Raw genomic sequence first — 21,659 nt, 5'->3', positions numbered from 1 at the left:
AAGCCCGCGACTAGTTCTACTGTCCTTTCAGACGGAGGGAACGGAAATAAACATAGCCCGCCCAATCGGGTGGACAGACTATGAATCTTCGGCGCCCTGAGGTGGAACTGCTAACAACGAAATGGGGGGCGATGTTGGACGGGAGCGGCATCTACAAGGTTGCGCGGCAGCGCGCCGAAGAGATGTTCGGCTCGCAGGTGCTGCATCCTTTTGGTCCCGACTGGGACGTATTCAAAGTACGCGGCAAAATTTTCTTGCTGTTGACAGCGGTGACCGGTCAACAGCAAATGATCATTAAGGCCGAGCCGGAAGACTGCCAAGCGCTACAGCAGCAGTATCCATTCATTGCGCCGGGCTACCACATGAATAAACGGCATTGGGTTTCCGTCTATCCACACGCAGAGCTGCACCAACAGCTGATAGAGGAGTTGGTCACGGATTCTTATCGTTTGGTGGTAGAGAAGCTGCCGAGAAGGCAGCGGCCGATCGAGCCGTCCTCTGGACACTAAGGCCTTTGCGTTTAGGACAGTGACGAGTCACTTTAGAATTAAAGCCAAGTTGATAGAATAAATCCCATGACCGAGCGCGATGACTACTGGCTGGATGATGAAGAACTCACATCATTTATGTCTCTAATGAGCGTAAATATTCGCTTAACCAATATTTTGGATGCTCAGCTGCGCGATGACGCAGGCTTGAGCTTTTTTGAATATACAGTGCTATCTCGGCTATCGGAGGCGGAAAGTCGCGAGATGCGTATGCGCGATTTGGCGATTACCTCCAATGGATCTTTGTCCCGCTTGAGCCAGGTCGTTACGCGCCTGGAAAAGCAGGGGTGGGTCGTGCGTCAGCCATGCCCGACTGATGGGCGCACCACCATGGCACAGCTGACGGATAGCGGCTGGGACAAGGTAGTAGAGACTGCGCCTGGGCACGCTAAGCAGGCGCGCAAGTCCGTAATGGATAGCCTCACCCGTACGCAGATTCGCCAGATGCTGCAGATTAATCAGCGGATCATTAAGGCCATCGAGAATGATGAGCGCTACGGTGGGCGCTATTAAATAGTGGAACTAGCAGGGCTATTTCTTGGGATAGCCGCGGCGGCCCGAGACGGTTTTATCGAAGGGGATCCAAAACCGTAGGGCCGCTTCCTTGTTTTTAGAGATACCGATACGCGGTCCGCGCACCCATTCTGGTTCGGTGGTTCGCTCGACAAGCTGTATTGGTTGGTGGTTGTCTTCGAGCGTGAAGCCGAGGGCCTTGCCGAGGTTTCCCGGCCCGCGGGCGAGGTTATGAAAATCAGAGGTGCCACGGCGGGCGAAGGCGGTGTCGGCGCCCTCGATGATTTCACCGCCGCGCAGCAGGCAGCCCTGGCCAGTGCCTTCAGGGGCACAGACGATATTGACGTTGCGGTGGATGCCGTAAGAAATATAGACGTAGAACCTGCCCGGCGGACCGAACATGGCCGCATTACGCGGGGTCTTGCCATTGAAGGTGTGTGCCGCGGAGTCCTCGGCGCCTAGGTAAGCCTCGACCTCAGTGAGGCGGATGCTCACCCCGGCATGGGTGAGGGTGCAGCCGAGGAGTTGGGGAGCGACGGCGTCGGCAGTCAGGGAAAAATCAATCATTAACCACGAGCGTAGTAGCGCTTACCTGCCACGGGGGTGCGCAGGAGGCGATCCAGGCTCACAGGTTCGAGGCCCTTGGCGCGTAGGCCATCGATGACGCAATCGGCAGCGTCCACGGTGGTGGGGTGGATATCATGCATCAAGACAATGGAGCCGGCGCGGGCACCCTGCACGGCCGAGGAACAGACGTGCTCAGAGTTGCGGTCTTTCCAATCCACGGTATCGACGTCCCAGAGCGCCTGGGAGACGCCCTTATCGCGGGTTACCTGATCCACGGTGGCGTTGGTAGCTCCGTAGGGCGGGCGTACCCAGCGCGTCCCCTGGCCGGTGGCCTTCTTAATAGCGGCGTTGCCGGCGTCGATTTCTTGGGATACCTGCTCAGGGGACAGCGTGTTGAGTTGGCGGTGGCTCTTGGTGTGGTTGCCGATGGTGTGGCCCTCGGCCTTCATGCGTTGGAGGAGCTCAGGGTGCTGCTCAGCACTGGGGGCGAGAACCATGAAGCTTGCATGCGCGTTCTTGGCCTTGAGCTTGTCTAGCAGGCGGTTGGTTTCGGCGCCTGGGCCGTCGTCGTAGGTGATAGCTACGCAGTTGGCACAGTCGACGCCACCATTATTGCGTGGCTTTGTTTTCTTCTTCTGGGCCGGGGAGGGCGCCTTCTGCTTAGGAGCCTTTGGGGAGAAGGCCTTGGAGGAGATGTCCTCGACCTGCGCTCGGGCGTCATCGATGCGGTGGTTGATTTCGTCTTGGATATTCGAGCTGGAGGATGCAGGTAGCTGTGGAATCTGCGGCAACTGTGCGTTAGCGGCCGCCGGAACGGCAGCGGCGACGAGCACGGTGAGGGCGGAGGTGAGAATGCGGCGCATAGTCTTCCTAAGGATGAGGGAAAGTGGACATGATGTGTCCATGACCCTAGCGCCTGCGTGTTACGGAAGTGATAGGACATGCCTAAAGTGGCCAAAGTGGTTTGCGTGGTTCAGGTTTGGAGTTACTTCGCCTGCGGTAGTAAAGTATTTAGGCACTGGGGCATTAGCTCAATTGGTAGAGCATCTGCTTTGCAAGCAGAAGGTCAGGAGTTCGATTCTCCTATGCTCCACAGCATGAAGTCCGGCTTCCTCTTCGGAGGGGCCGGACTTTTTCTATGTGGAGGGGTTCAGGGGGGTTGATTTAGCGATTTTCGTCCATACAAACTGTGGTTTCCGTCGACGGTTGTGCCGGTTTATATGGACGAAAATCGCGAACAGTGAAAGAAGAGCGCGGAAGTGTGCAAAGTCGCGGGGGAGAAACTTTCAGTACAGTGAACGGGGAATCATTACTGTCCCGCGATACCACTAGGAGACCAACCATGACCGCCAATGTTCGCTACAGTGATCCCTTTACCTCCGCAGACAAGGAAGTTGCGGCGCCGGAGGGCGCGGAATTCGTTGTAGTGCGCAAGCGCGGCGAAGCCGCGGTGGATGGTGAGGTTGTGAGCTTTCACAGCACCCGCGAAGAGGCGCGTGAGGCAGTTATGGCTGGCCTGACCGAAGAATTTAAGACGGCCGTGGATAACGAGCCGATCTACGTCACCCACGCCCGCCTGCGTTCGATTTAGAAGCGCTTGACCATCACAAAATGATCCTTGTGGCTGCCTACGTGCTCGAAGCCGAGGTGCTCGTAGAGGCCCTTGGCGCGGGGATTATCGGGGTGGACGGCTAGCGAGATGCCGGGGGCGCGCAGGGTCTGGGCGAGGGAGATGGCGGCGTCGATAAGCGCGGTGGCAATGCCCTGGCCCTTATAGCGGGCCTCGACCGCGATGGCGAGCTCCGGAATGGCGGGTTCGACAAAGCCAAAGCCGTGATTGTCCTCCGTCCCCCAGTTGAGCCACACGCCGCCAGCCGGGACGAGCTCCTGCCAGGCGATGAAACCGCCCTGGTTGGGATCCCAATTTTCCACGTAGAAGGCGAAATCATCGGCGAAGTCGGGGGAGAGCTCGCCGTGCTCGTCACCGAAAGTATCGGTAAGAAAGTTGAGGCGGGCGAGGTAGGTGCGGTCAGATTCCTGCGTTGCGCGAAGTTCCATAAGATCCACGATAGACGGCGGGGCAGCAGCGTGGGGTGGGCATGCGAAAATCCCCTCCGCACAGGTTGGTGACCTGCGGGGAAGGGATTGTGCTAACGCTTAGGCTAGGTGGTAATTGCGGACGTCGTGACCGTTGAATTCGCGCTCGATGCCGGCCTCATCCACGGAGTGGAAGGTGGTTCCGTTATCGATGGCGAAGCGCAGGTTATCCACGCGAGAGGAAGGGTCTTTGGACACCGCACCTGCCGGGAAGTAGTACGTTGAGCCGTCTTTGAGCTTGACGGTGAGGGACTCAAAGCTCATTGTTCATCTCCTTGTAGAAAGATCCCTAATGTGGGAATTCAATCAAGAGATTTTTGTTTAGGCAAAGCAATGAGATCTAGACAACGCCACGCATACCCCCACGGCGGGGTGGTAAGCGTATTTATTCCTCGGTTTACAAGCGGTGCTTGCCCTCGTTTTGGTGGTCATCGGTAACGCGGGTGGTATCGGCCGGCTGAGCTGCTTCTTCCTCGCGGTGCTTGGCCAGCTGCTCATCGATGGAACCGAGGAGCTCCTCATCGCGTACGGCACCTTCTTCAACGAGGTCAGACTGGGTGTCATTCTCGCTGGTGGAGGTGTAGACCAAGGTGGACTCCGGAGCGGTATGGGAATCGGACTGGAAATCATCCACGCGCGGCGGGGTCTGGGACGGCTTGTCGTTGGAGCGCAGCCAGTAATAGGCGGCACCGGCCGCAGCGGACAGCAGGGCGATGATGCCGGCGAAGATCCAACCCTTAGAAGACTTCTTATTCTTCTTCTGCTTCTTGGCTACCTTGGCGGACTTCTTCTTGAGGTTCTTCTGGGCCTTCTGAGAATCCTTCTTTGCCTGCTTGCGGGCCTTCTTAGCCTTCTTGGTGGCCTCTTCCTTGGCGTCGTTCAGGCGCTCGGTGGCGTCTTCGCGGTAGTCGTTGAACTCCGCCAGGGCGCGCTCGAGGCGGGAGTGTGCGGCGCGGGTAACGGCGCCTGCTTGGCGGCGCGGCTCGGCGAAGGTGCTGTTGTCGCGCTCGTCCATCTTCTGTGCGGCCTCTTCCAGGGCGGTGTAGGCCTCGCGGGACTTTTCTTCGCGGTAGTTATTGAACTGGCTCCACAGGTTCGATGCGGTCTTAAAGGCCACGTTTAGCGTGGTGGGGTTCATGGGGTGGAACACTCCTTAACTCAGATTTATCAATTCGCTTTCACCCAGCATAGTGACGTGGTGGTTGGTGTACCACCGTTGGCGTCGTGGCGTGCAGGGGGAACGCGCTAGAAATAGACCGCTTGGTTCAGAATTAACGATTATTATTCACCCGATTTTTCGCCAACCTCGCAGTTTGCAGGCTTGCAAAGGTATCACCATTGCAGAATCGCTACCGCGCAAACTGAACAGCTTGGTACGTTTTTTCTCAACACACCAACGACGACCAGCAAAGGAGGTGACCATGAGCCCGCGACTTTCGGCTTCTGCGCCCTTGGACTATGAAAGTGAAGAGGAAGCACATGCGCCCGAGCGCCTTGCCCTTTCCTTTGAGGTGATCCCGCCGCGCCACGATGCCGATGCCGCCAAAATCGACCGCTTACTAGAAGTCCTGGAAAGCTATCACCCTGATTACATCGCGGTGACCAGTTCCCAGCGCTCCGGTTGGTTGGAGGGAACCGCGGCCTTCATTGAGAAGATTTCGCAGAACACCTCTATGCGTCCCCTGGCGCACCTGGCCTGCACGGCCGGGACGCGCGCCGAGCTCATCGGGTGGATTAATCGCTTGGTGGATGCCGGCGTGCGCGGCCTGCTGGCCCTGCGCGGCGATCTCCCCGAAGGGGGCATGCCCGAGCACTACCTGCAACATGCCGATGAGCTGGTTCGCCTCATCCGCCAGCTGGAAAGCCACCAGGCGGCCCGCTTTGCCGCCGGCCGCCTCGCGGTGAGCGTGGCGTGCTACCCCAGCGGCCATGCCGAATCCAAGAACGAGGACGAAGACTTCGACGTCCTGCTTAATAAGCAGCGCCTCGGCGCGGACTTCGCCATCACCCAGCTTTTCTTCGATGCGGAGGACTTTCTCCGCTTCGCCCAAAAGGCGAAATTGGCCGGGGTGAAGATCCCCCTCATTCCGGGGATTATGCCCATGACTAGCCTGCGCCGGTTGGAGCGAATGGGGCAGCTGTCCGGGCTGACCGTACCCGAGAGGGTGCGCAACCAGCTCGCGGCAGCGACAACCCCAGAAGAGGAATACGAAATCGGCATGGAGCTTACCGCCCAATTGGCCCGCACCATCGTGGCCGGCGGCGCGGACGGCCTCCATATCTATACCCACAACAACCCGGACATTACGCAAGACCTGTTATCTCGAATCGGAGTAGACAATGACGAACACTAACTTCCCCAAGGCGACGATTGAGGGCTACCCTCGCGTCGGCGCTAACCGTGAACTCAAGCGTGCGCTGGAATCCTACTGGGCAGGCCGCATCGATGCGGAAACCTTCGAGTCTGCCGCACATTCCCTGCGCTTGGATACCTATAACCGCCTGCGCGACCTGGGACTTACTGAGGACTACGCCATTCCTGCCGACGTCGCCTACTACGACCAGGTGCTCGAGACCGCACTGACCGTTGGCGCCGTGGTCGGCGAGACCCTGGATGATGAGTTCACCTTGGCCCGCGGCAATAAGGACACCGCGCCGCTGGAAATGACCAAGTGGTTCGACACCAACTACCACTACATCGTCCCGGAAATCGCCGATGACCAGGACTTCAAGGCGCACCCGCAGCGCGTTATCAAGCTGGTGGAAGAGGCCCGCGCGGCAGGCCATACCGTGCGCCCATACCTCGTCGGCCCGGTTACCCTGCTGGCCCTGTCTAAGCAGGCAGAGGGTGCTACCAAGTCTCCGCTCGACCGCCTGGATGATGCCGTCAAGGCATACCAGGAGGTACTGGCCGAGCTGGATAAGTCCGGCGTGAAGTGGGTACAGCTGGCCGAGCCTGCCCTGGTAGCGGACCTGACCATTGCCAATGATGAGGAACTGGCCGCCCATACCAAGCGCGCCTATGAGGCCATTTTGGGCGCGGACAACCGCCCGCAGGTATACCTCACCACTCCGTACGGTTCTGCCCGCAAGGGCCTCGACGTTCTGGCGGAGCTCAAACCAGAGGCTGTCCAGGTGGACCTTTCCGTAGGCACCCTGGCACTCGATGAGGGCTACCTCGAGCGCGTGAAGAAGCTGAACTCTCACGTGGTTGCTGGGCTTATCGACGGCCGCAATGTCTGGGCCGCCAACCTACGCGACCTGCGCTCCAAGTACGAAGACCTGGAGGACAGCCTCGATTCCCTTTCCGTGTCTACCTCCGTATCCCTGCAGCACGTGCCACACACCGTGGAGGCGGAAACCAAGCTGCCGGCCGACGTCGCTACGTGGTTCTCCTTCGCCAACGAGAAGGTCAAGGAAGTCGTCGCCCTGTCCCAGGGTCCGCTAGAGGCACCGGAGGCATATAGCATCAGTGACCGCGCAGTGCGCACCCGTGCCGAATCCGAGCGCATCCACAACGCGGCGGTGAAGGCGCGCATCGAAAAGCTGCCGGCCGGCGAGGTTAAGCGCGAGCCTGCCTTTGCTGAGCGCAACGAGGCGCAGAAGGAACTAGGCCTGCCGCAGCTGCCAACCACCACCATCGGCTCCTTCCCCCAGACCAAGGAGATCCGCCAGGCGCGTGCGGCGCACCGCAAGGGCGAGCTTTCCGACGCCGACTACAACGCCGCCCTCAAGGACGAAGTCAAGTCCGTCATTGAGCTGCAGGAGCGCCTCGGCCTCGACGTCCTCGTCCATGGCGAGCCGGAGCGCAATGACATGGTTCAGTACTTTGCCGAGCTGCTCGATGGCTTTGTCACCACCGAAAACGGCTGGGTCCAGTCTTATGGCTCCCGCTGCACCCGTCCGCCAATCGTTGTGGGTGACATCTCCCGCCCGGCTGCGATGACCACCGAGTGGTCCAAGTACGCGCAGTCGCTCTCGGAGCACCACGTCAAGGGCATGCTCACCGGTCCGGTGACCATTCTGGCCTGGTCCTTCGTGCGAGATGACGTACATCAGTCCGTCTCCGCGGATCAGCTCGGCGTCGCGCTGGCAGATGAGGTGCATGACCTGGAAGAGGCCGGCATCGACATCATCCAGATCGACGAGCCCGCCCTGCGCGAGCTGCTGCCGCTGCGCGAGGAAGACCGCAAGGCCTACCTGGACTGGGCCGTGCGTTCCTTCCGCCTGGTAGCGCTCGAGGCCAAGCCGACCACCCAGATCCACACCCACCTGTGCTACTCCGAGTTCGGCCAGATCATCGATGCCGTTGCCGGCCTGGATGCCGATGTCACCTCCATCGAGGCTGCCCGCTCCCGCATGGAGCTGCTGGAGGATATCGACGAGACCTTCCACTCCGAAATCGGCCCGGGTATCTACGATATTCACTCCCCGCGCGTGCCTTCCGTAGCGGAGATGGCCGAGCTCATCCGCGCTGCGCTCAAGCACGTGCCGGTCGAGCGCCTGTGGGTTAACCCGGACTGCGGCCTGAAGACCCGTGGCTACGAGGAGACCGAGGCCTCCCTGCGCAATATGGTGCTGGCTCGCGATGAGGTGCGCGATTCGCTCTAAATCCTCCCTAATTGCACCGCAATCCCGGCCGGGTAAAGAATAAAAATTCTTATTTGGCCGGGATTTCGCGCTGTGCCTTGCGGCGCTTATTGATCCAGCCGATGATCATCGGCAGCACGGAAATTGCCGCCACGATGAGCATGATGATGTCGATGGAGTGGGCGATGCCCGGGATGCCGCCCAGCAGTACGCCGACGAGCAGCATGGAACCTACCCAGCCTATGCCGCCGAGGATATTCCAGCGCAGGAACGAGGAGTAGCCCATTTCTGCGGTACCCGCGGCGAAGGGGACGAAGGTGCGCACAATCGGCACGAAGCGGCCCAATACTAGGGCTACCGGGCCGTGGCGCTGGAAGAAGTCTTCCGCGCTATCGAGGTGTTCGGTGCGCAGGACGCGGGCATCGTCCTTGAAGAGCTTGCGGCCAAAGCGGCGGCCCAGGTAGAAGCCCACTTGGTCGCCGGCAAAGGCGGCCACCGCGGCCACGACAAAGAGCAGCCAGGCGTTGATATCGAGTTCGTGGCGCAGGATGGCCGCGGTCACGAGCAGTGAATCGCCCGGCAGGAATGGGAAAAGCACGCCGGACTCGATGAAGATGACGACGGCGACGCCGAGGAGGATATAAGGTCCGAAACTCTGGAGCAGCGAGCCCGCGTCCATGAGGTTGTGGAGGGAGGACAAGAAATCCATGTGCGGATCCTTTCTTAGTGGTTCTTTTAGTATCCTCCGCAAATTGCAAAGTGGCTGCGAATCCGCTGGGTGTCCGAATGGAACCGGTATGTTTCTTTTCTCCTCCTAGCTTCCGGGTAAGCGACATCACTAGCGTGGAGGTATGAACCACTCCGCATTCCGCAATAGCCAAGACACTTTCCTCGCCGATGCCCTCGCTGGGCTCATCGCCAACCACCCCGATGCCCGCTGGCACGACGTCGGCTTCATTGGCCGCACCACGCCGCTGCGCACCGCGGACGGCGATCCGGCAGTGGCGGTGATTTCTGGTGGCGGTTCCGGCCACGAACCGATGCATGCCGGGTTCGTCGGCCAGGGCATGCTCGCAGCGGCCTGCCCGGGACTGCTGTTTACCTCCCCGAACGCGGTTCAGATCAGCGAGGCCACCCAGTGGGCCGACCAGGGCAGGGGAGTAGTCCACGTGGTGAAGAACTACACCGGTGACGTCATGAATTTCACCGTCGCCCGCAACGCCGCCGAGGCGGTAGATACCCGCACGGTGCTGGTGGCTGATGATATTGCCACCGATGGCAACGAGGACGGCCCCGGCCGCCGCGGTACCGGCGCGACCATCCTGGTGGAAAAGGTCGCAGGCGCCGCCGCCTACCGCGGCGATGACGTGGACACAGTCGCTGAGTTGGGCAAGCGTGCCGCGGAGAATTCCCGCAGCATGTCCGTGGCGCTGGGCGCCGGCTTCATGCCGACTACCGGCCGCGAAACCTTCGATCTGGAAGCCGGCCAGATGGAGGTGGGCGTGGGCATTCACGGCGAGCCGGGCACGCACACCGAGCAGGTAGATAGTGCGAGCGCCATAGTGAACCAGGTCCTGGAAAAGATCGTGCCCGCCCTGGACCTGGGCCGCGGCGATGAGGTGGTGTGCCTGGTCAATGGCCTCGGCGGTACCACCCCGCTGGAGCTGAGCCTGCTCTTTGGCGAGGCCTCCGCGCAGCTGGCCCAGCGCGGCATCACCGTCGCCCGGTCGTTGGTGGGTTCTTATGTCACCGCGGTGAATATGCACGGCGCTTCTTTTACGCTGCTCAAGGCGGACGCGGAGTTGCTCGAGCTTATCGACGCCCCCACCTCCGCCCCTGCCTGGCCCCATACCCTAGGCGGTGCGAAGGCGGTGGAACCGGCCACCATCACCTTCCAGGACGAGCTGCCCACCGAGGGCGAGGAAAATCAGTGGCTCACCGCCTTTGTGGAGCGCCTCCAAGCCTCCTTCGAGGCGCTGACCGAGCTGGACCGCAAGGCTGGCGACGGCGACTTTGGCCAGAATATGGAGGCGGCCTTCGGCGGCATCGAGCTTCCCCTGCGCGGCACGGATACGGAGATCCTCACCGGGCTGGCCAAGCGCCTGCTCGTCCTCGCCGGCGGTACCTCCGGGGCCGTCTTCGGCACGCTCTTTACTGAGCTGGCCCGGGCGGAGTCGCTGGCGGATGGGCTTACTGCCGCGGCCGACCTTATCCACGAGCTTGGTGGCGCGAAGCGCGGCGATCGCACCATGCTCGATGCCCTCATCCCGGCCGCCGAAAAGGCCCGTGAACTGGGGGCGAAGGATCCGGATGCGGAGACTCTGCAGGCGCTTTTCACAGCTGCCCATGCCGGAGCCCTCGATACTGAGGACCTCGCCGCGAAGAGGGGTCGCGCCTCCTACCTGGGAGATCGCAGCAAGGGAGTAATCGATCCGGGCGCCCTCGTGGTCAGCTGGCTCTTTGGGGGAGAACCTCTTTCAGCGCGCTAAGCGAGCGCAGATCCCCATTCCCCGCACGGTCGAGGTGGAGCGCGTGCAGCCCCGCCGTGCGCGCGCCCTGCACATCGTTGGCTAGGGAATCGCCCACCATGACCGTGTCTGCGGGGGCGGTGCCAAGTTGATCGCAGGCGGCGAGGTAGGCCGCGCGCTGCGGTTTGGGGCAGCCAAGGTCGACGGTGGGGATGAGGAGGACGTCGGCAAGCGCAAGGCCCGTGGCCTCTAGCTTGGCCTGCTGCATCTCGCGCTCGCCGTTGGTGAGCACGCCCACCCGGAAGCCGGACTCGAGGGCCCAGGTGAGGGTGGGCAGGGCGTCGGCAAAAGCGCGCCACTGCTGCCGGTAGGCGGAAAGATAGCCGTCATAAGCGGTCAACGCCTCGGCATCGCTCATCTCCCGGCCGAGGAATTCGCGGCAGCGCGCCGCCCGCTGACCCTGGTGGGTGACCTCGCCGCGCTCGTAGGCGCTGAACCAGGTGCGCTCGATGGCCGCAAAGCGCGCATGCTGTCCCTCGGGCAGTCCTAGCTCGCGGCACCACTGATCCACTGCGTCCCGGGCCGCGCCGGTGTGGTCGAGCAAGGTGTCATCCAGATCAAAAAGTAGCGCGCGAATCATACCTTGAGGCTAGCGCGATCGCTGACAGCGTTATGTCATGCGCGGCAGGCGCGCGTTAAATTCTTTACAATGGCTGGCATGACTCAGAAGACCGCAACTGCAACGATGCATACCAACTACGGCGACATTGTTATCGATCTCTTCGGTAACCACGCACCGGTAACCGTTGAAAACTTCATCGGCCTGGCCAAGGGCGAGAAGGACTACTCCACCCAGAACGCAAAGGGCGAGCAGTCCGGCCCGTTCTATGACGGCGCAATCTTCCACCGCATCATCGATAACTTCATGATCCAGGGCGGCGACCCAACCGGCACCGGCCGCGGTGGCCCGGGCTACCAGTTCCAGGACGAGTTCCACCCGGAGCTGCAGTTTGACCGTCCATTCCTGCTGGCCATGGCCAATGCCGGCCCAGGCACCAACGGCTCCCAGTTCTTCATCACCGTGGCACCGACCCCGCACCTGAACAACCACCACACCATCTTTGGTGAGGTTACCGATGCTGCCTCCCAGGAGGTTGTGTCCAAGATCGCCAAGGTTGATACCGACCGCATGGACCGTCCGCACGAGGACGTTGTTATCGAGTCCATCGATATCGCGTAATCGCCTTTTCCCTCGGGCCCGTCACCGCATTATCCATGCGGCGGCGGGCTCGTCGCAGTTTTACCCCGAGCCATCCACCACTAGACCCCGCCTCAAGGACTGACAACTTCATGACCATGGTGAGAAACTATGTCCGCGCCACCCCAGCGACCGCGCTCATCGCCGCCGTCTGCATCATTGCCTGGCTCATTACCGCCGTGCAGGCGCGGACGCTGGGCGCTACCTTTTATGAATCCGACCTCGCGGTGGATTGGGGCCTGTGGGGCCCGCAATACCCGATTGCGCCGCAGACCGCGCTGTCCTCCGCGTTCATGCACCTGGACGCGGGCCACGTGGCGGTGAACATGATCATGCTCCTGCTCATAGGCAAGGAAGTCGAGCGGGCGCTTGGCACTGCGCTGTACCTCGCCGCCTACCTCATTTCTTGCCTCGGCGCGTCCGCCATGATCTTGACATTCGATTTTGAGACCCCCACCGTCGGCGCCTCGGGCGCGCTCTTCGCGCTCATGGCCATGCTGGTGGGTGCTTACCGCCAGCGCGGGCTCGATCTCCGCGCACCCATCGCCCTCGTTCTGGCGAATGTGGCCTATACCTTTCTAGCCGATGGCGTATCCCTGTGGGGACACCTTGGTGGGTTGTGCACAGGCATCGTGTTGAGCCTTTTCCTCTATAGAAAAAGCCCCACCCTCCGCTGGGGCGGCGTTGCTGCGGTGGCCGTGGTAGTCCTCGCGCTACTAGCCCATCAAGCTGGGGTTTGGGGATAACTGTGGAATTTGATCACCGGAAAGCGTGTGCGAAAGAATTCCACAATGGTTATCCACATTGTGGATAACTACATTTTTGTAATTTACCGAACGCTTTTCCGGAGTTTTCCCTGATCACGCTGGTCTGGCCCGTGCGAAAGTGCGAAAATCAGCTTGTGGAAGCCCGTGAAAACAGTTATCCACAGGGTGTTAATAATTGTGTGAAATTCACATTTCACAGGTTTTCTCCACAGCCTGTGGATAACTTTCTACCCATTGTGTTAACAAGACTGATAAATTTGGGCTCTGACCTGCATAAGGAGCATTGTGGATTATCAACCTCGCGCTGTGATCGTCGGCGCAGGCCCGAATGGGCTCACGGCCGCGGCGCGGCTGGCCATGGCCGGATGGAGTGTGGATATCTATGAGCGCGCCGGCTGGGCCGGTGGTGCAGCGGCATCCACCGCGGAGATTTTCCCGGGCACGATTGTGGATCTCGGCGCGGCTGGGCACCCCTTTGGCGTAGCGAGCCCGGCCTTTCGCGCCCTCGACTTGGAAGCCCACGGTTTGCGGTGGCGCAATGCTCCTTATCCCATGGCCCATCCGCTCGAAGGCGCGCCGGCCGGGATCCTGCACGGTTCCTTGGCGGACACGGCGGCGGAGTTGGGGACCGATGCCCAGGCGTGGAGGCGGCTGCACGGGCACATCGTCCGCCACATCGATGAGCATGTGGATAACGCGCTTACCCCGCTGGTGCGCTGGCCCCATCGCCCTGTGCGCTTGGCGCAATTTGGCGCGGCCGGAGTTTTCCCAGCCAGCAGCTTGGCGCGGGCGGCCTTCCGTACGCCCCAGGCCCGCGCCCTGTTTGCGGGCAGCGCGGTACACGCGATCACCTCACCGACTACGCCTTTTACCTCGGCGTTCGGCCTGCTCTTCGGCGGGCTAGGGATGACCCGCGGCTGGCCCGTGGTGGAGGGCGGCACCGGCGCTCTTATCGACGCCCTCCTTAACCTCCTCCGTTCCCACCAAGCCCGCCTCCACACCGGATGCGAGGTCACCGACCTGCGGGAGCTGCCTCCGGCCGATGCGACCATTGTGAACCTCACCCCGCGCCAGATTCTGCGGCTGGGTGGGCTGGAACTGCGGGACGGCACCCGACGCAGTCTGGCGCGTTGGCGCTATGGCAGCGCCGTCTTCAAAGTGGACTTTCACCTCAGTGAGCCCGTCCCGTGGACCGATCCCTGTGTGGGTCAGGCCGGCACCGTACATGTGGGAGGAACGCTGGAGGAGATATGTGGGGCTGAGGGGGACGTCGGCAAGCGGCGTATGCCTAAGCGCCCCTTGGTATTGGCATGCCAGCAATATGTGGCAGACCCGTCCCGTGGGCAAACACTGTGGACCTATGCGCATGTCCCGCGCGGCTATGTGGAGCGCTATCCGGGCGAGGTCACCGAGCTGATTGCCGCCCAGATCGAACGTTTTGCCCCCGGTTTTCGCGATACCATCCTGGACACCCACGCTACGAGCCCGGCCGATCTGGAGCGGTGGAACCCCAATTTGGTGGGCGGCGATATCGCCGGCGGCGCCATGACCGGGCTGCAAACCCTCCTGCGGCCACGCCTGTCGGCCCATCCGCACCGCCTCGCCCCTGGGGTATTTATGGCCTCTAGCTCCGCCGCTCCTGGCGCTGGCGTGCACGGCATGCCGGGGTGGTGGGCAGCGGAGGAAGCGCTTAGCGCGTGGAACGGCGCTGCCAAATAAAGAAGCCCGCGCCGATGAGCCACAAAGTCGCGGCGGCGCAGTACCCAGGGATGGTCGTGGTGCGGGGCAGGTAGGAACTGCCTGGGACGAGCCCGGCAACCACGGGCTCGAGGAGGAAGCCAAGGACGGCCAGATAATCGAACCAGCGGAACCGTGCCGAGGCCGCGCCGGCCAGCCCCAGTACCGGTCCAGAAATGAGAGCCAGGAAGAACCACTGGGCGTTGTACTCGAATGCCTCGCGCCAGTTATATACACCGAAAACCACGAGCAAGGCATAGTGCAGCGCCAGCATCATCACGATGATTCCCGTACCGGCCAGGAGTGCCTTGAGCCACCGACCCGGAAAATCCTTGCCCATGAGGAAGCTAAAGATTCCCCACACCATGCCCGATCCTAGGACGTTGCCTAGGTAGTTGCGCACGGAAAGGCGGAGGGGAGCGGCGCCGGTGAGTAGGGTGGCGTCGGCAAACGCGATGTGCACGGCCGCGTAGGCCACCGAAATAATGAGGCCAGCAGCAAGAATATGGCGAGACATGTGGCTCCTAGATATGAAAAACCCTCGCCACCTACAGGAGGTAGGGAGCGAGGGAACAGGCTGGGAGATTGAGCTTAGCGCCAACCCATGGTCATCAGCAGGCCGATAATGGCCAGGCCAAAGCCGATGCCGTAATTCCAAGCGCCGAGGTCTGCCATGAACGGGATGTCCTGGCCAGCGAGGTAATTGACCACCAACCACAGCAGGCCGATGACCATCAGGCCCAGCATGATGGCGACGTACCACTTCGGGGTGCCCTCAGAATTGATCTTGACGGGCGTGCGGTTGGTAGCAGAGCTCGAGGTAGGGACGGAGGAGCTCTGGGAAATCTTTGACTTCGGCATAAGATACCTTTTCTAGATTTAAAGTCTTATCTAAGTTCGTACTGAGGCCTTAGGATACCAGCAGTTATGGCTGCGGCAGAAGTGCAGCGGGGTCGAAGCTCCACAGGCGGATATCAATATTTTGATCCTTGCGCATGGTATCGCCCGGGTTCACAGACGCCCAGCCAATCTTATTGGCATCCACCAGCGCACCGGTAGGTGCCGGCTCGCCCACGACGAACTGGCCGGTCCAGCCAGCCTCCCGCAACGCGGCCTCGGCCTGGCCTTGATTCTTGCGTACCAGGTCAGGGGCCTTAAAGAGCATGCCATTGGATACCTCAACGGTAACCGGCTTGCCCTTTTCCAGCTCCGCGCCCTGATTGGAGACGCTGAGCACCGTGCCCTTTGGTTCCAAGGAATCCACCTCGCGGACGTCTACATCAAAGTCATTCGACTCGAGACGGCTCTGGGCATCCTCGACGTCCATGCCGGCGACATTGGGCACGCGCTTCTTTTCGACGCCCTTAGAAACCGTTACCCGCACCTTCGAACCCTTGGACAGCTGGGTGCCGCCGGCCGGGTCCTGCTTGATGATCTGGCCGGCTGGGGAGTCATCGTTTTCTTCCGAGACATCGGAATTGAGCACCAAGCCTGCTCCTTCGAGGGCTCGAGCGGCCTCATCCAAGGTCATGCCGGTGATATCTGGGACGTCCGTAATCTCCTTGCCAGAGGAAACGGTTAAGGTCACCGAGGCATTCTTTTGCAGCTCGGAGCCTGGGGCCGGATTAATGCGGATGGCATTATTGCGTGGAATATCCGGGTTGGCCTCCTCATTGACGGTGACCTGCAGACCCATGTCTTCCAGTTCCTTGACCACCTCGTTGCGCGGGCGGTTTTCCACCTCGGGCACGGTGATTTTGTCCTGGTGAGCCGATTGGGTCTGGCGTGGCTTATCCTCAGAATCTTGATCGTTGGAGAAGAAATCCCAGGCGAAGTAGCCCACGATGGCTACCAAGAGGGCGGCCAGGAACGCTGCCAGCCACTTCATCCAGCCGCCACCCTGATTGTCATCGTCCTCGGTGGGGCGGGTGGACTGGATTGGCGCGCGGTGCGCGGCCGCAGCTGGTGCGGCGGCACCGACCATTTCGGTAGGCTGCTCGTCTTCTTCCTCGTTGACGTGCATGCGGGCCGCAGCGGTGACCTGCCCATTGCGCAGGCGCTCCAAATCGCCGGCCATCTCCCAAGCGGACTGATAACGATCCGCCGGGTGCTTGGCCATAGCGGTAAGTACTACCGCATCGATATTGACGCGCTGGGTAGGAGTCAGCGAGGGATCCGCGATGAGCTCCGACGGCGGCGTCGGCTCTTCCTGCACATGCTGATACGCAACCGCAAAGGGGGTTTCGCCCTCAAAAGGCGTATGGCCAGTAAGCGCCTCATAGAGCACGCAGCCCAGCGCATAGACATCGGAGCGGGCATCCGCGTTCTTACCGCGGGCCTGCTCCGGGGAAAGGTACTGGGCGGTGCCGATAACGGCGGAAGTTTGCGTCATCGCCGAGGTGGAATCATCCAAGGCACGGGCGATGCCGAAGTCCATCACCTTCACCTGGCCGGTGTTGGTGAGCATAATATTTGCCGGCTTGATATCGCGGTGGATAATCCCGGCCTCGTGCGAGGCTTGCAGTGCATCCGCTACCGGTTTGAGAATATCCGCCGCTTCTTGGGCGGACAGGGCTCCGTCTTCGCGAATGATATCGCGCAGGGTGCGGCCGTTGACCCGCTCTATGACGATATATGGGATGGTTATGCCATCCAGCTCGGTTTCGCCAGTGTCATAAACCGCTACGATATTGGGGTGATTCAGCTTGCCCGAGTTCTGGGCCTCGCGGTAAAAACGCTCGCGGAAGTTGACGTCGCGCGCCATTTCTGGGCGGAGCATCTTTACCGCTACTTGGCGGCCTAGGGCGGTGTCTTCGGCAGCATAGACCTCAGACATGCCGCCGGCGCCGATGATCTCGCCTCTCCGATAGCGGTCATTGACCATCGCTTAGTCACCCTCCTGTGTAATTAGATCGGCTAAGTCTCCGGGGAGCTCGTTAGCCTGCGAGTTTACTGGAGTATCCAGCTCAGGTGTAGTTTCAACGTGCGTATCCTGCGGATTCTGTTGCGTCGGCACGGCCGGGGGCTGCTCCTGGCGGGTAGGCGAATGGCGCGTGGGTGTCTCGCGGTGAGTCGTGCGCGGGGCCTCTTCCTGATCGGATTCCTGCGGCTCGGTCTCTGTCACCGTCACCGGTGCAGGGGCCTCTTCCGTCTCTTCCTCCGGGGTGTCTTGCGGGGTGGTGGTGGGATCGCGGTACTCCGTAACCACCGAGGTCTCCGGGGTGCTAGAGGGCTCGCTTTGTCCCTCGCTATCGCCAAAGTGCTGGTAGGCGGCATAGCCCCCACCGGCCAAGGCTGCGAGGAGCAGGGTGATACCTAATCCCTTCAGGAAAGAGGAGCCGCCCTTGGACTCTTTTGTGGGGGCGGTCCCCGCGGCTGGGTGGATGGTGGTGGGTTGGGCGACATTGCCCAACATCTCCGTCGAGGCAGACGGCGATGGCTCCGGCGCGCGCTGTGCTAGCGGTGCAGACTTGGGTTGCGGAGGGCGCTTGCCTAGTCTGACTGCGGAAATAGCCAGAGTGAACTCATTGCCATCGGCGTAGCGGGTAGAGGGGTCCTTGCGCAATGCGATGCGAATGAGCTCGCGGGCTGGAGCGCTGATATTCGTCGAAAGCGGTTCTGGCTCTTGGTTGATGTGCGCCAAAGCGATGGACACGGAGGAATCTCCGGTAAAGGGACGCTTGCCTGCCAGCATTTCATAGCCGACCACGCCGAGCGAATAGACGTCGGAAGCCGGCGTGACGTCCTTGCCCTGTGCTTGCTCGGGCGATACATATTGCGCGGTACCCACCACCATGCCGGTGCGGGTCAGCGGCACGGCCGCGGCCGCCTTGGCGATGCCAAAGTCCGTGATCTTGACCTGGCCATTTTGTGTAATGAGGAGGTTGCCGGGCTTAATATCGCGGTGGACCAGCTCCATGCGGTGAATGATGGATAGGCCATGCGCCGCCTGCTCGAGGACGTCGAGAGCGAGCTCTTCTTGCAGCGTATTTTCGCGCGCCAAAAGGTCTGCGAGGGATTCGCCGCGCACATACTCCAAGGCCATGAAGCAGAACTTGCGGCCGTTATCCTCTAGCTCGCGGTAGTCATAAGTGGCCACCACGTTCTCGGACTGAATGGATTCGGCCGATTTCGCCTCGTTGCGAAAGCGCGAGAGGAACTCCTGGTTATCGGAAAATTCCGGACGCAGAACCTTGAGTGCCACCTCACGATCATTGCGGGTGTCATCGGCCAACCACACGGTGGACATTCCGCCGTGACCGATGATCCACTGCAGCTCGTAGTCGCTGCCAATCAGTGCCTGGAGATGTTCCTTATTCTCGGCGCTATTCATTACTGCTCCCCTTGGTATGCGCGCAGGATGGCGCGGCCAATTGGGCCGGAAACCTTGCCGCCCGTCGCGGACTCACCCAAGTTACCACCATTTTTCACCACGACGCCTACGGCGATATCGCGTTCCGGATCGAAGGCAACGTACCACACATGCGGGGCCAGTCCCTCGCCGTGCTCGGCGGTGCCGGTCTTGGAGGCAAAGCCATTGCCGTCATATCCGGCGGAGGAACGCTCGGAGGCGTACATCAAGTCAGTAAGCGTCGCCGCAGTTTCCTCATTAACCGCCTGGTCTGCCTTCTTCGGCTTGGTAGTGCGGACGTCTTTCATCTGGGCGTCGGTAATGCGATTGACCAGGTAGGGCTGCATGCGGGTGCCCTTATTGGCCACGGTGCCCGCCATGACGGCTGCCTGCAGCGCGGTCATGGTGACGTCGCGCTGGCCAATGGCGGACTGCGCCGTGGCCGCCCCATCCGGCAAATCGCCCAAGGTGCCGGCGGAGGTAGACACGCCGAGGTCGTAGTTCTCGCCCACGCCAAAGGCCTTGGCGTACTTGCGTAGCTCATCAGCACCGAGCTGCTCCGACATTTCCACAAACGCGGTATTGCACGACAGCGCGAAGGCGGTCTGCAGGGTTACCGCATCCTGACCATTGCACTTTTGGTTGGCGTAGTTAGTCAGCTCCGTCACCGTATCCGGCAAGGTAATGACATTGGAACCGGTCAGGGTGGAGGAAGGATCAAAGCCATTGTTAAGGCCTGCGGCGGTGGTAATGATCTTGAAAATGGAGCCAGGAGGCAAGGTCTCTGCACCGGCGTGGTTGACCAGCGGCTGTCCCTCTTGCTCCTGCAGGTTGGCCCAATTCTCCTCGGCGGAATCGCCCATCAGATCATTGGGGTTATAGCCAGGGTTGGAGGCCATGGCAAGGATCTTGCCGGTCGAAGGCTGAATGGCCACCGCAGAGCCTTCGTAGCCAGGGCCCACGAGCTGATCGTAAGCCGCCTGCTGGAGCGCAGGATCGATGGTGACCTCTACGTTGGCGCCCTGCTTCGGTTTATCGGCCAGTGCATCGAGCCAATTCTGCTTCATCAGGGAGTCATCGGTGCCATTGAGGATGTCATTTTGGGATGACTCCAACTCGGAGGCGCCAAACTGGCTCGACAGGTAACCGGTCAGGTTGCCAAAGGCCGGCGAATCAATGGGGTAGGAGCGCGAGTAGGTCTCATCCGGGTTTTGCGTAGACTGCGCCAGCACGGTATTGCCCGCAAAGATCTGGCCACGCGGGGTGGTTTGCATCTCCATAAACCCGCGCATGTTCCGCGGATTATGGGCATACTTATCTTCAGAAAAAGCCTGGATTACCGTCATATTGACCAGCAAAATGGCGGTCAAAATGATGGCGAACAGGGACACTAGACGGATGGATCGATTCATCGGTGAGCCTCCTGGACCGACGGGAACATGGAGGTATCGCTCGGAGCATTGCCCGAGGTCTCCTGCATGGGGCGACGAGCCGCGTTAGAGATCCGCAGCAGAATCGCCAACAACACGTAGTTAGCCATGAGAGAGGAACCACCGGCAGACATGAATGGCGTGGTCAGGCCGGTCATCGGCAGCAGCGCAGAGATGCCGCCGGTGACCACGAAGACCTGCACGGCCAAGGTAAGAGAAAGACCGGATGCCACCAGCTTGCCGTAGGTATCGCGGGTGCGCAGCGCGGTGCCGAAACCGCGGGTGGTCAGCATACCGAAAAGCACCAGCACGGCGGCGAGGCCGATGAGGCCAAACTCCTCACCGATTGCAGCAAGGATGTAGTCCGAGTGGGCCACCGGAACTAGTTCTGGATGCCCCTCGCCCAAGCCGCTGCCAGAGATGCCACCCGAAGACAAGCCGAATAGCGATTGGGAGAGCTGGAAACCCGTGACGTCATAGTTACCCAGCGGATCCAGGAAGTTGGAAAAGCGCTGCTGGATCTTGGAGGAAATCTGGTAAATGCCAAACCCGCCGACGCCGACGAGCACCACGCCGATGAGCAGCCAGCTCACTCGGCCAGTGGCCATGAATAGCATGCCGAGGACGGTGCTAAACAGCAGCAGTGCCGGGCCAAAGTCATTGGAAATGCCCATGATGACGATCGCGATGGCCCACACGATCAGGATGGGCGCGAGGTCACGCAGGCGCGGCAGGGAGATGCCGAGTACGCGGTAGCCTGCCACGGTAAAGAGGGAGCGCTTCTGCGTCAGCAGCATGGCGAAGAACAAGATCAACAAAATCTTGGAGAACTCGCCCGGTTGAATGGAGAAGGGCCCCAGATTTAGCCAGATGCGTGCCTCCACGTCAGGGGGCTGTGGCCATACTAGCGGCAGGGCCAGCAGGATGAGGCCGGCGGCGCCCAAGATATAGGAGTAGCGCGTCAGTGACCTGTGGTCCTTTAAAATGGCTAGGACCAGTACAAATAACACGAGTCCGACGATGGTCCACATGACCTGGCGCACGGCGAGCCCGCCTTCATTGACCAAATCTAGGCGGGCCAGCATGATGAGCCCGATGCCGTTGAGGATCGCCACGATGGGCAGCATGATCTGATCGGCATACGGCGCTAAGAAGCACATGACCAGGTGAGCAACGGTAAAGACGCCGATGAATCCGCCGATGAGATAAACCAGGTCCATCGTCAGCGCATTGTCTTGGGATAGCTCCAGGCTGACCAAAGTGATAGCGAAGACGATGGCGGATAGGATGAGCAGGCCGAGTTCGGTTCCTCGGCTAAAAAACTTTTTCACAA

Annotated in this window: 22 protein-coding genes and 1 tRNA gene; 10 read left to right on the top strand and 13 right to left on the bottom strand. The window is 60.9% G+C overall.

Features of this window, described 5'->3' with window-relative positions; genetic code table 11:
* Positions 1-80 precede the first annotated feature (80 nt).
* Together QP915_RS10850 and QP915_RS10845 are read left to right on the top strand one after the other, a co-directional pair.
* Entirely contained in the window at positions 81-509 is a 429-nt protein-coding gene (locus tag QP915_RS10850; RefSeq protein WP_150851362.1) for an MmcQ/YjbR family DNA-binding protein, read from the top strand.
* 66 nt (positions 510-575) lie between these two features.
* The gene (locus tag QP915_RS10845; protein ID WP_284769330.1) at positions 576-1,061 is read left to right on the top strand and encodes a MarR family winged helix-turn-helix transcriptional regulator; all 486 of its coding nucleotides are present in this window, start codon (positions 576-578) and stop codon (positions 1,059-1,061) included.
* A gap of 18 nt (positions 1,062-1,079) precedes the next feature.
* Here QP915_RS10845 and QP915_RS10840 read toward each other — a convergent pair whose 3' ends face one another.
* Both QP915_RS10840 and QP915_RS10835 read right to left on the bottom strand, forming a co-directional pair.
* Positions 1,080-1,628, bottom strand: a complete 549-nt coding sequence (locus tag QP915_RS10840) for a DNA-3-methyladenine glycosylase (RefSeq protein ID WP_284769329.1) — start codon at positions 1,626-1,628, stop codon at positions 1,080-1,082.
* On the bottom strand, positions 1,628-2,491 hold the full coding sequence (locus QP915_RS10835) for a polysaccharide deacetylase family protein (protein ID WP_284769328.1): 864 nt from the start codon (positions 2,489-2,491) through the stop codon (positions 1,628-1,630). The genes QP915_RS10840 and QP915_RS10835 overlap by 1 nt, the downstream gene beginning before the upstream one ends.
* Positions 2,492-2,648: 157 nt before the next feature.
* Between QP915_RS10835 and QP915_RS10830 the strand changes: the two genes are divergently transcribed.
* Positions 2,649-2,721: transfer RNA gene (locus QP915_RS10830), tRNA-Ala, on the top strand.
* A gap of 249 nt (positions 2,722-2,970) precedes the next feature.
* Complete coding sequence (locus tag QP915_RS10825; RefSeq protein WP_284769327.1) at positions 2,971-3,219, top strand: hypothetical protein; 249 nt, start codon at positions 2,971-2,973, stop codon at positions 3,217-3,219.
* On the opposite strand, the gene QP915_RS10820 is transcribed toward QP915_RS10825, so the two are convergent.
* The 3 genes from QP915_RS10820 to QP915_RS10810 form a co-directional block, all read right to left on the bottom strand.
* The gene (locus tag QP915_RS10820; RefSeq protein ID WP_238801888.1) at positions 3,216-3,686 is read right to left on the bottom strand and encodes a GNAT family N-acetyltransferase; all 471 of its coding nucleotides are present in this window, start codon (positions 3,684-3,686) and stop codon (positions 3,216-3,218) included. The two genes, QP915_RS10825 and QP915_RS10820, sit on opposite strands and share 4 nt — an antisense overlap.
* A 99-nt stretch (positions 3,687-3,785) precedes the next feature.
* Positions 3,786-3,989 (bottom strand): hypothetical protein, encoded by a 204-nt coding sequence (locus tag QP915_RS10815; RefSeq protein ID WP_005326240.1) that lies wholly within the window; start codon positions 3,987-3,989, stop codon positions 3,786-3,788.
* A gap of 133 nt (positions 3,990-4,122) precedes the next feature.
* Positions 4,123-4,863 (bottom strand): hypothetical protein, encoded by a 741-nt coding sequence (locus QP915_RS10810; protein WP_284767200.1) that lies wholly within the window; start codon positions 4,861-4,863, stop codon positions 4,123-4,125.
* Positions 4,864-5,146: 283 nt separating this feature from the next.
* Here QP915_RS10810 and QP915_RS10805 point away from each other — a divergent pair, with 283 nt between their 5' ends.
* Positions 5,147-6,079, top strand: a complete 933-nt coding sequence (locus tag QP915_RS10805; protein ID WP_284769326.1) for a methylenetetrahydrofolate reductase — start codon at positions 5,147-5,149, stop codon at positions 6,077-6,079.
* On the top strand, positions 6,066-8,336 hold the full coding sequence (gene metE, locus QP915_RS10800) for a 5-methyltetrahydropteroyltriglutamate--homocysteine S-methyltransferase (protein WP_284769325.1): 2,271 nt from the start codon (positions 6,066-6,068) through the stop codon (positions 8,334-8,336). The genes QP915_RS10805 and metE overlap by 14 nt, the downstream gene beginning before the upstream one ends.
* Positions 8,337-8,385: 49 nt before the next feature.
* Here the strand turns inward: metE and QP915_RS10795 are convergent, their stop codons facing one another.
* Entirely contained in the window at positions 8,386-9,024 is a 639-nt protein-coding gene (locus tag QP915_RS10795; protein WP_284769324.1) for a DedA family protein, read from the bottom strand.
* 142 nt (positions 9,025-9,166) lie between these two features.
* Between QP915_RS10795 and QP915_RS10790 the strand changes: the two genes are divergently transcribed.
* Positions 9,167-10,804 (top strand): dihydroxyacetone kinase family protein, encoded by a 1,638-nt coding sequence (locus QP915_RS10790; protein ID WP_284769323.1) that lies wholly within the window; start codon positions 9,167-9,169, stop codon positions 10,802-10,804.
* On the opposite strand, the gene QP915_RS10785 is transcribed toward QP915_RS10790, so the two are convergent.
* On the bottom strand, positions 10,764-11,423 hold the full coding sequence (locus QP915_RS10785; RefSeq protein WP_284769322.1) for an HAD family hydrolase: 660 nt from the start codon (positions 11,421-11,423) through the stop codon (positions 10,764-10,766). The two genes, QP915_RS10790 and QP915_RS10785, sit on opposite strands and share 41 nt — an antisense overlap.
* Positions 11,424-11,492: 69 nt before the next feature.
* On the opposite strand from QP915_RS10785, the gene QP915_RS10780 reads away from it, so the two are divergent.
* From QP915_RS10780 to QP915_RS10770, 3 genes are all read left to right on the top strand, one after another.
* Entirely contained in the window at positions 11,493-12,023 is a 531-nt protein-coding gene (locus tag QP915_RS10780; RefSeq protein ID WP_005326254.1) for a peptidylprolyl isomerase, read from the top strand.
* A gap of 110 nt (positions 12,024-12,133) precedes the next feature.
* On the top strand, positions 12,134-12,787 hold the full coding sequence (locus QP915_RS10775) for a rhomboid family intramembrane serine protease (RefSeq protein WP_284769321.1): 654 nt from the start codon (positions 12,134-12,136) through the stop codon (positions 12,785-12,787).
* Between the two features lie 306 nt (positions 12,788-13,093).
* On the top strand, positions 13,094-14,527 hold the full coding sequence (locus QP915_RS10770; RefSeq protein ID WP_284769320.1) for a phytoene desaturase family protein: 1,434 nt from the start codon (positions 13,094-13,096) through the stop codon (positions 14,525-14,527).
* Here QP915_RS10770 and QP915_RS10765 read toward each other — a convergent pair.
* The 6 genes from QP915_RS10765 to QP915_RS10740 all read right to left on the bottom strand — a co-directional run bounded on the left by QP915_RS10765 (position 14,499) and on the right by QP915_RS10740 (position 21,657).
* Positions 14,499-15,062: a hypothetical protein gene (locus QP915_RS10765; protein ID WP_284769319.1), complete on the bottom strand. Its 564-nt coding sequence runs from the start codon at positions 15,060-15,062 to the stop codon at positions 14,499-14,501. The two genes, QP915_RS10770 and QP915_RS10765, sit on opposite strands and share 29 nt — an antisense overlap.
* Before the next feature lie 74 nt (positions 15,063-15,136).
* On the bottom strand, positions 15,137-15,406 hold the full coding sequence (gene crgA / locus QP915_RS10760; protein WP_005326260.1) for a cell division protein CrgA: 270 nt from the start codon (positions 15,404-15,406) through the stop codon (positions 15,137-15,139).
* A gap of 64 nt (positions 15,407-15,470) precedes the next feature.
* Entirely contained in the window at positions 15,471-17,429 is a 1,959-nt protein-coding gene (gene pknB, locus QP915_RS10755) for a Stk1 family PASTA domain-containing Ser/Thr kinase (RefSeq protein ID WP_284769318.1), read from the bottom strand.
* A 3-nt stretch (positions 17,430-17,432) separates the two neighbouring features.
* Complete coding sequence (locus tag QP915_RS10750) at positions 17,433-18,878, bottom strand: serine/threonine-protein kinase (RefSeq protein ID WP_284769317.1); 1,446 nt, start codon at positions 18,876-18,878, stop codon at positions 17,433-17,435.
* Entirely contained in the window at positions 18,878-20,308 is a 1,431-nt protein-coding gene (locus QP915_RS10745) for a penicillin-binding transpeptidase domain-containing protein (RefSeq protein WP_284769316.1), read from the bottom strand. The genes QP915_RS10750 and QP915_RS10745 overlap by 1 nt, the downstream gene beginning before the upstream one ends.
* Entirely contained in the window at positions 20,305-21,657 is a 1,353-nt protein-coding gene (locus tag QP915_RS10740; RefSeq protein ID WP_005326264.1) for an FtsW/RodA/SpoVE family cell cycle protein, read from the bottom strand. The genes QP915_RS10745 and QP915_RS10740 overlap by 4 nt, the downstream gene beginning before the upstream one ends.
* Between the last annotated feature and the right edge of the window lie 2 nt (positions 21,658-21,659).

The organism is Corynebacterium sp. MSK158, from assembly GCF_030229085.1.
GTDB lineage: Bacteria > Actinomycetota > Actinomycetes > Mycobacteriales > Mycobacteriaceae > Corynebacterium.
Note: the sequence above shows the minus strand (reverse complement) of the source record. Positions and strands in the feature narration are given on the sequence as shown.